Genomic DNA, 8,106 nt, shown 5'->3' with positions numbered 1-8,106 from the left:
AGCGGTAATGACATGCCCGGGCGCGACGACGAGATGAATGATCCGGCCGTTGGCGCGCTCTTCGCTGTTCTCGCAGCGAAGCCGACGTCCGAAATACGGATGCCAACGGTAATGGACCTCGACCTCCTGCCCAACAGGCGGGAGCCAGCTTGGAAATCCTGGCGCAATCCGGCGGAAAGTCAGGCTGCCAGACGACCGGCTCTGGCAATACGCGCTCCGGTTTCGTCGTCGAAGAGGTGTGCGAGCCCTGGATCGAATCCAATCCCGATCTCATCACCCACCCTCACATCGAGCCGATCGCGGATAAGGCATGCGAGTCTGTTCTGTCCCGCGTCGACAATGATTTGAGTTTCTGAGCCGGTCGATTCGACGACATAAACTTTTGCCCTTTGCCCTTGCGGATCAATTCGAATATGCTCCGGCCGGATACCAAGGGTGACGGATCGACCGCCGCTCGCAGCGTGTCCTTCCCCAACGCTCCAAATTGTTCCGCTCTCATCCGTCATACCTGTCGCTGACATCGTTCCCTTGACGAAATTCATCGCCGGTGAGCCGATGAAACCGGCCACGAAAAGATTGGTTGGATTGTCGTAAAGATCCAATGGCGTGCCAATCTGCTCGACGATGCCGTCATGCATGACAACGATTTTATCCGCCATTGTCATGGCTTCGATCTGATCATGCGTCACGTAGACTATCGTGCTGCCCAGGCGGTGATGCAGGGCTTTGATTTCCGCACGCATTGAGACACGAAGCTTCGCATCAAGGTTAGAAAGTGGTTCATCAAAGAGAAAAACTTTTGGATCCCGCACGATTGCCCTTCCCATCGCCACGCGCTGGCGTTGGCCACCGGACAGCTGGCGCGGATAGCGGTCGAGCAGCTTTTCAAGTCCGAGGATGCTCGCCGCGTTCGATACACGCTGGTCAACGTCCGCTTTTGGAGCCTTTTGGAGTCTGAGCGCGAAACCCATGTTCTGCGCGACTGTCATATTGGGATACAGCGCATAGTTCTGAAACACCATCGCGATATCACGCTCTTTTGGGGAGATGTCGTTGACGATTTTTTCGGCAATGCGGATATCGCCGGATGTAATGGTCTCGAGGCCCGCGATCATGCGAAGCAATGTCGACTTTCCGCATCCAGACGGTCCCACAAGAATTACAAATTCGCCGTGGGCGATATCGATGTCCACGCCATGGATGACGGGATGGTTACCGTATGTCTTGCGGAGATTTGCGATCTTCAGGTTGGCCATGTCTTGTGTTCCCTTAGCTATTTGGTTTGCTTTTGTCTGCGGTAGTCTGGGCAGGATGGTTCGATGAAGCCCTGATCCTGCCTAGTGGTTCCCACCTGACATAAGAGTCCAGTCAGAGATTCCCTTTCTGGCCTGCGCGTGCGAGTCTGGCGCATGCGCACAGGAACATCGTTCACCGTTTCGTCGGCCGATCGCGTCCGTCTGACGGCGCTGATCATGGATCGCAACGCCCCGCAAAAGCATGTCTGGCGCGCCGAGATCGTGCTTTTGTCCGCCGACGGCGTCGGCACCGTCGAGATCATGCGCCGCACCGGCAAGTCGAAGACCTGCGTCTGGCGCTGGCAGGAGCGCTTTGCCGCGGAAGGCTGTGACGGGCTGCTGCGCGACAAGACGCGACCGTCGCACATTCCGCCGCTCGGTCCCGATGTCGGCGAGCGCGTCGTGGCACTGACGCTTGCCGATCCGCCGGGCGAGACGACCCACTGGACCGCCGACATGATGGCGCAAGCCGCCGCAATCAGCGCCAGCGCCGTCAGGCGCATCTGGAAGGCACATGGTCTCGCACCCCACCGGTGGCGCCAGTTCAAGCTCTCCAATGATCCGAAGTTCGTCGACAAGTTGCGCGACGTCGTCGGCCTCTACCTCGATCCGCCGGCCCACGCCATCGTGCTGTCGGTCGACGAAAAGAGCCAGATCCAGGCGCTCGACCGCACCCAACCCGGCCTGCCGATGAAGAAGGGGCGGCTCGGTACGATGACGCACGACTACAAGCGCAACGGCACCACCACCCTGTTCGCCGCCCTCAACGTCCTCGACGGCACCGTCATCGGCAGGAACATGCAGCGCCATCGCCATCAGGAGTTCATCCGCTTTCTCAATGCCATCAACGCCGAGGTTCCCGCAGACAAGGCGGTGCACGTGGTCCTCGACAACTATGCTCCCCACAAGCACCCCAAGGTGCGCGCCTGGCGCGACCGTCACGAGCGCTTCACCTTCCACTTCACTCCGACATCATGCTCATGGCTCAACGCGGTAGAAGGCTTCTTCGCCAAGCTGTCCAAGCGCCGCCTGAAACGCGGCGTCTTCCACTCCGTCGTCGATCTCCAGGCCGCCGTCAACCGCTTCCTCGCCGAGCACAACCAGCAGCCAAAGCCCTTCACCTGGACCGCCGATCCCGACAAGATCATCGCCGCCGTCAAGCGCGGGCACCAAGCGTTAGATTCCATCCACTAGCCGGTGCACTCGCCAAAAGTTCATCTTCGGCGGCAATTGACAGTGTGATTGACTGAAAGCCGTCAAATGACGCCACAATCTTGGAGCCCCGTCGCACCTTTTGCGCAGGCGTGTAAGATCCGGCGATGACAAACTGTCCGGCTCTCAGCTCTAATTTTCGCTCGGACAGATGATTTGCCAGGGCAACCAACACATCGAAAGGATCTCCTGCAGGATGGGTGCAATGTTTTGAAAGGATGACCTGACCATCCAGGCTAAGGGTAATGCCGATCGCCGCGAGACTGCGGTCGTGCCAAGCATACGACGGAACGCCTAGTACAACTCCGCCATTGCCGAGGTTATCAGCAACAAGATGCGCTTGGGGAGATCGAAATGCGTCGGCCAACCGACTGGAGAGCATCTCAAATGCGGGCATCACACCGCTGACATGTGGAGCAACGTCAGACCTTGTGTAACCGTGGCTTGGCCGAGGCGGCAGAGAAGTGTCGATTAGAAACGCGAGCTCACATTCCAGGCCATGATCAGCTCGACCAGGCAATGGTACTGTGCTGCCCGTGTTGAATGTGTCGCATTGGAGCACTGGCGCTGACAACAATTTGCCGTCCGCTTGCAGTGAGGCCTTCCAACCTATTAGGGATGCATCCATGATCAGGCGTGTCTGTTCTTGTATCATGTAAGCCTCCGACACCGTCTCGATACCGGTGAGCCTCACTTCGCCGCAACAGGTATTTTTCCGCTTCTCCACCAGGCGCAGCGCGGCAGCATGAAGGCCTTTGCTCACGACATCTCTCCTTCACGCGGATCTAAGCGGCGGCGCGCTTCTTCAAGGTCTTCATGAGTGTCCACACCGAGGGGAAAGGTTTCAACAACGGCAACGCCGATGGTCAGACCCAAGGCAAGCGCTCTTAGTTGCTCAAGCTTTTCGAAACGTTCGAGTTGGGATGGCCGGGCCGCGACAAAACGATCGAGTGCGTCGCGTCGATAGACGTAAAGCCCGATGTGATGCAGGAGGGTCTGCGCCCCGTGAGGGATAGGCAAGCGACTGAAGTAAATGGCTCGACCGATGAGATGATTTTCCGTCGAGGGCTCCATCGCAACCTTGACTACAGCGGTCCGCTCCACCCCTGCCTGGTCAGACATAGGTGTGGCCAGTGTGACGATGTCGATTTTGGGATCATCAAGGATAGAAACCGCCTGACGTAGCAGCAGCGGTGAGATCGTGGGCATATCACCCTGAAGATTGACGATTACATTATAATTTCGATCCGGGTCAAAGCTTGACAGGGCCGCGTGTGATCGATCCGATCCGGATGCAAGGTTGGGGTCGGTTAGAATGACATCGGCACTCGTCCCCGCTAAAGCCTTTGCGATCTCACGGTCGCTGGCCGCAACTAGCACAGGCCCCAGATCCGCCTCCAAGCCTCTGCGAAGAACATGGCGGATCATGGGCTCACCATGAATGTCGGCAAGCGGCTTCCCGGGGAGCCGGCTGGAATTCATGCGCGCGGGGATAATCACGATCGGTTTCATGCTTGCTGACTCATTCGTTCGCGCAGCTTAGCGCCCACAAACGAGTGGCGCGCTCTTTTGGAGCATAAACTGTTCATGCCCCATCGCCTTCGCTTGTATCGGGACCGGCGACGGAGCGCAGGGGCCACACGAGCGCCAATTCCGCCGCGCTGGCCCTTGCCTGCCCACCAAGCTCTTCTAACCGCTTGTCATTCAAGCGAAAGGCCGGCGCCACAATGGCCAGCGCGCCGATAAATTGGCCCGAAACTGTAACGATCGGAGATGCGACTGCGCCGACCGCCTCCTCTGCTTCCTCAAGCGCGACACCGAACCCGCGTGTCGCGGTGCGATCTAGTTCAGCCATGAACTCATCGACTGTTTTGATTTCCCGCGGCCCGTAGCTGCCGGGCTTGCCGAGCCCGGCTTCCAGGGCGCGTTTGATCGCCGCCTCACGTGATAGCGTTGCCAACCAGACTTTTCCACTGGCGCTAACGTGCACAGGTAGGATCGGGAATGTTCTTGAGCGGCAAATTAGACTGCCTTGAGCGCCCTGTGCGTGCGCAATCGTCGTCAGGTTGTCATTTGCAAGGGCAGCTAGACGGATGAGCTCCCTACTATCGCGTGCGAGTCTATCCAGAACTGGCTGAAGAACGTCGGGAAGCGTTGCTGCCTGCATGAAGCGATAGCCTATGGCCGGAAGCTTTAGTGACAGGCGATAAAAGTCTGTGGCGTCGTCCTGTTCGACCCAACCTAGCGCAACGAGCGTCGTCAGGACGCGGTGTGCGCCACTCCTCTGTAGTTGAAGCCGGTCCGCGAGATCGGAAAGCCGCATGCTCTTTGCTTCTGTAGCCAGCAGCTCCACGATTGCGAAGCAATTTCCGATAAGTGAGTTGACAACCTTCATGATCATGGAATACCGTTCTATTAGGAATCGGATTCAAGGTAGACTGCTTTTCGAGGTCGGTCAACCGATTTTGTTCCCAGAGAAACGACCCACAAATGACTCAGGAGGAAGTCCAGTATGAAAGCGTTTTTTCGAAGAGGAGCACTCACTTTGGCACTCGTGCTTGCGTCATCCGTGGGCCACGCGGCAGACATTCAATGGCCGAGTTTCCTTTGGAATGATCCTGGTCTCGCACCGGCGCTCAAAGAGCTGAAAAGCACGTTCGAGCAGGAAAATCCTCAGGATCACATCAATAGCGTGCTCATCCCGGTTTCGACGTTCTGGGACAAGCAGTTTGCCGATGTCAGCAATGGGAACCCCCCAGATATCGGCACATTCTATGACTCGGATGTTCGAAAATACATCGAGCAAGACCTTCTTGAGCCGCTGGATGACTACTTAAGCGCGGCGAGCATTGATCGCTCCAGCTTCGTGCCCACGGCGTCGCTTGGTCGAAAGGATGGTCATGTTTATGCCGTACCCGTCGTCGTGAATGCGCGTGCGCTTTTCTACAATGAAAAGCTATTCCGTGATGCCGGTGTGCAACCCCCGCATGACGCCGCGACTTTCCTGGAAGCGGCAAGAAAACTGCGCAAACCACAAGCACAGCAATTCGGATTTGCCACGGCCTCGAAGCCAGGCAACGCAAGTCTGAACTTCATCGAGACTTCGCCGTTGATTGTGGGCTTCGGTGGTGGCTACTTCAAGGATGGCCAGCCTACCGCCAACTCGCCTGAAACGATCGCGGCGCTTCGGTTCTACAAGCAACTTTTCGATGAAAACCTCATACCGCGCGGCGTTGAGACTGGCGTCTATCGCGACATGTTCGCCCATGGCAAGGTAGGAATGTATGCGGCTGGTTCCTTCATCGCCAGCGTTGTCGAGGGCGCCGACAAGGTCGTCTATAAAGATCTGCGTGCAATCCTCCTGCCGTTCCCTGGGGGTCAGACGGTATCAGTTACAGTTTTTCTAGGTATCCCCAAAGGTGCCAAAAACAAGGACGCGGCTGCAGCTGTGCTCATGCGCATGCTCAAAAGCGACTTTCAACTAAGAATTGCGCAGATCGGCAAGGCTTATCCGGGTCGCGTAAACATGTTGCCTGGCACGTTCTTCGATCAAAATCCTTGGTTCAAGGCTTTCGAAAACGCATCCCTCACGGCTCAATCATATGCGCCGGACGGTGTGGAGCAATATGGACCGGAGATCATCAAAATCGTTTCGGAAGGTTTGGAAAACATGCTTTTCAACGGTGCCTCGCCAGAAGAAACGGCGAACAATCTTCAACAGAAGCTCACGGATTTCATCGCGACGAAGAAGTGAGCTTTTTTGAACACAAAATTCCAGGGGAAGTCCAAAATGGAAAGCAAGATACAACAAGGCAGCCTACAAGCGGCTGCACTACCCCCGCAGGTAGGCCAGGGTCGCCCCTGGTTCGGCTATCAAAGGCGCGAGGCGTTAGTGCCTTATGCTTTCTTGTTGCCTAGCTTCCTCGCTCTGGCGGTCGTGTTCTTCTACCCGATGATTTACGCGATCGTTATTAGCTTCTATTCGAATAACATCGGAAGTGCGGCCCATTTTATCGGATGGCAGAATTATGGCGACATCTTCGCCAGTGACTGGTTACCGGCGGTGATGAAGACGTCGGTGCTTTGGACAGCGGGCAATGTTGTGTTCGTATGCGGCCTGTCGCTAGCCATCGCACTGATGCTTGATCGAAAATTTCCCGGTCGTGGTTTGGTTCGCGCCCTGTTCTTTCTACCTTGGGCGGTGCCGTACGTGGCAGCGGGTATCGTTTGGGGATGGATGTACGACTATGAATTTGGTGTTCTGAACTACCTGGTGCATGCCTCGGGCCTTTCCGCTGACAAGATAAACTTCCTGACAGCGTGCCCGACCGCCTTCTATAGCGTCGGAGCATTGTCAGTCTGGAAGCTCGTCCCATTTGGCACAGTAATGTTTTTGGCGGGCTTACAGACGATCCCGTCGGAATACTATGAGGCTGCGAAGATCGACGGAGCCGGTCCAATTCAGGCCTTCCGGTTCGTGACCCTGCCCGCATTGCGCGGTGTAACGACCATGCTCACGTTGCTTGTCACGATCTGGAGCTTCGGCTGGAGCTTCACGGCGATTTTCCTGCTGACAGAGGGTGGGCCTGCCGGGTGTACAGAAACCATCGTGGTACGAAGCTACTTGGAAGCTTTCAAGTTCTTTCACGTCGGCACGGCAAGCGCTATTGGGACAATTGTCCTTTTTCTATCGCTAACATTTTCCGCCGCCTATCTTGCGCTCGTTTATCGGAAAGGACGCCCACAATGATCAGCGTCAATAGAGCAAAGCAGTCCCTCTGGTCAGCGGCTTTCTACGTGGCTCTAGCCGTCCTTCTCCTTGCCGTGCTGTTTCCATTCTACTGGATGTTCAAAACTTCCTTGGATTCGGGCGAGGCGCTATTCAGCTATCCACCAAAATTCCTTCCGAAGTCCTACGATTTCCATGCCTATCGCGATGTCATAAACAATACGGACATTGCTACGTGGCTTTGGAACTCTTTCATAGTTTCCATTGGTTCAACAGTGCTTGCTTTGGCCGCCGGTGTTTCTGGCGCGTATGGGCTGTCACGATTCAGGTACCGCGGGAAATCGACTCTGGCGCTTGTGGTTCTCACGACGCAGATGATGCCACCCCTTGTGCTGATCATTCCAATCTACACGATCTATATCGGCTTAAACCTGACGGATACGCTATTCGGGTTGATCATTGGCAACTTTGCGTTTTCGCTTCCCGTCGTGATCTGGATGATGAAGTCAATCTTCGACACGATTCCAGTAGAGATTGAAGAGGCTGCGCGTGTTGATGGCGCGTCCTGGTTTTTCATCATGACCCGGATCACTCTGCCAATCGCGCTCCCTGGCTTGGTAGCGGTTTCCGTCTTCACTTTCATCAATGGCTGGGATGAATTCATGTTCGCGCGCACGGTGGTTTCGGCAACTGACAAATGGGTGGGCACCGTTGGCTTGGCTTCATTCATTGGGATCTACGTCACACCATGGGATCAAATCCTGGCTGCGGCGACAATATTCACTCTGCCGCCTGTGATCCTTTTCCTCCTCATTCAAAAGCACTTCATGGCCGGCTTAGGTGCCGGCGCAGTAAAGGGATGATCACATC

General features: G+C 56.0%; 8 protein-coding genes. 4 read left to right on the top strand and 4 right to left on the bottom strand.

The window, feature by feature from the left end; genetic code table 11:
* Nucleotides 1-179: 179 nt before the first annotated feature.
* A complete protein-coding gene (locus tag NKH90_RS29850; protein WP_352707105.1) occupies nt 180-1,256 on the bottom strand; it encodes an ABC transporter ATP-binding protein in 1,077 nt (358 codons plus the stop codon).
* 153 nt (nt 1,257-1,409) lie between these two features.
* Between NKH90_RS29850 and NKH90_RS29845 the strand changes: the two genes are divergently transcribed.
* On the top strand, nt 1,410-2,489 hold the full coding sequence (locus NKH90_RS29845) for an IS630 family transposase (RefSeq protein WP_352822701.1): 1,080 nt from the start codon (nt 1,410-1,412) through the stop codon (nt 2,487-2,489).
* Here the strand turns inward: NKH90_RS29845 and NKH90_RS29840 are convergent.
* From NKH90_RS29840 to NKH90_RS29830, 3 genes are all read right to left on the bottom strand, one after another.
* Nucleotides 2,452-3,270 carry a 2-keto-4-pentenoate hydratase gene (locus tag NKH90_RS29840; RefSeq protein ID WP_352707101.1) on the bottom strand — a complete coding sequence of 273 codons (819 nt, stop codon included), beginning with the start codon at nt 3,268-3,270 and terminating at the stop codon, nt 2,452-2,454. The two genes, NKH90_RS29845 and NKH90_RS29840, sit on opposite strands and share 38 nt — an antisense overlap.
* Entirely contained in the window at nt 3,267-4,019 is a 753-nt protein-coding gene (locus NKH90_RS29835) for a 3-deoxy-manno-octulosonate cytidylyltransferase (RefSeq protein ID WP_352707099.1), read from the bottom strand. The genes NKH90_RS29840 and NKH90_RS29835 overlap by 4 nt, the downstream gene beginning before the upstream one ends.
* 73 nt (nt 4,020-4,092) lie before the next feature.
* Nucleotides 4,093-4,908, bottom strand: a complete 816-nt coding sequence (locus NKH90_RS29830) for an IclR family transcriptional regulator (RefSeq protein ID WP_352707097.1) — start codon at nt 4,906-4,908, stop codon at nt 4,093-4,095.
* 111 nt (nt 4,909-5,019) lie between these two features.
* Between NKH90_RS29830 and NKH90_RS29825 the strand changes: the two genes are divergently transcribed.
* Genes NKH90_RS29825 through NKH90_RS29815 form a run of 3 tightly spaced genes read left to right on the top strand, consistent with a single transcriptional unit; the run spans nt 5,020 to nt 8,099 of the window.
* The gene (locus tag NKH90_RS29825; protein ID WP_352707094.1) at nt 5,020-6,261 is read left to right on the top strand and encodes an ABC transporter substrate-binding protein; all 1,242 of its coding nucleotides are present in this window, start codon (nt 5,020-5,022) and stop codon (nt 6,259-6,261) included.
* Between the two features lie 36 nt (nt 6,262-6,297).
* Nucleotides 6,298-7,257: a carbohydrate ABC transporter permease gene (locus NKH90_RS29820; RefSeq protein WP_352707091.1), complete on the top strand. Its 960-nt coding sequence runs from the start codon at nt 6,298-6,300 to the stop codon at nt 7,255-7,257.
* The gene (locus tag NKH90_RS29815; RefSeq protein WP_352707089.1) at nt 7,254-8,099 is read left to right on the top strand and encodes a carbohydrate ABC transporter permease; all 846 of its coding nucleotides are present in this window, start codon (nt 7,254-7,256) and stop codon (nt 8,097-8,099) included. Before NKH90_RS29820 ends, NKH90_RS29815 begins: the two co-directional genes overlap by 4 nt.
* Nucleotides 8,100-8,106 lie beyond the last annotated feature (7 nt).

The organism is Mesorhizobium sp. M0898, from assembly GCF_040319695.1.
Classification (GTDB): Bacteria; Pseudomonadota; Alphaproteobacteria; order Rhizobiales; family Rhizobiaceae; genus Mesorhizobium.
The sequence above is the reverse complement of the archived record's forward strand: the minus strand, read 5'-3'. Positions and strand labels throughout refer to the sequence as shown.

Coding starts and splice junctions, on each gene's coding strand:
- NKH90_RS29850 (WP_352707105.1), bottom strand. CDS start 1,256: ATGGCCAACCTGAAGATCGCAAATCTCCGCAAGACATACGGTAACCAT.
- NKH90_RS29845 (WP_352822701.1), top strand. CDS start 1,410: ATGCGCACAGGAACATCGTTCACCGTTTCGTCGGCCGATCGCGTCCGT.
- NKH90_RS29835 (WP_352707099.1), bottom strand. CDS start 4,019: ATGAAACCGATCGTGATTATCCCCGCGCGCATGAATTCCAGCCGGCTC.
- NKH90_RS29830 (WP_352707097.1), bottom strand. CDS start 4,908: ATGATCATGAAGGTTGTCAACTCACTTATCGGAAATTGCTTCGCAATC.
- NKH90_RS29825 (WP_352707094.1), top strand. CDS start 5,020: ATGAAAGCGTTTTTTCGAAGAGGAGCACTCACTTTGGCACTCGTGCTT.
- NKH90_RS29820 (WP_352707091.1), top strand. CDS start 6,298: ATGGAAAGCAAGATACAACAAGGCAGCCTACAAGCGGCTGCACTACCC.
- NKH90_RS29815 (WP_352707089.1), top strand. CDS start 7,254: ATGATCAGCGTCAATAGAGCAAAGCAGTCCCTCTGGTCAGCGGCTTTC.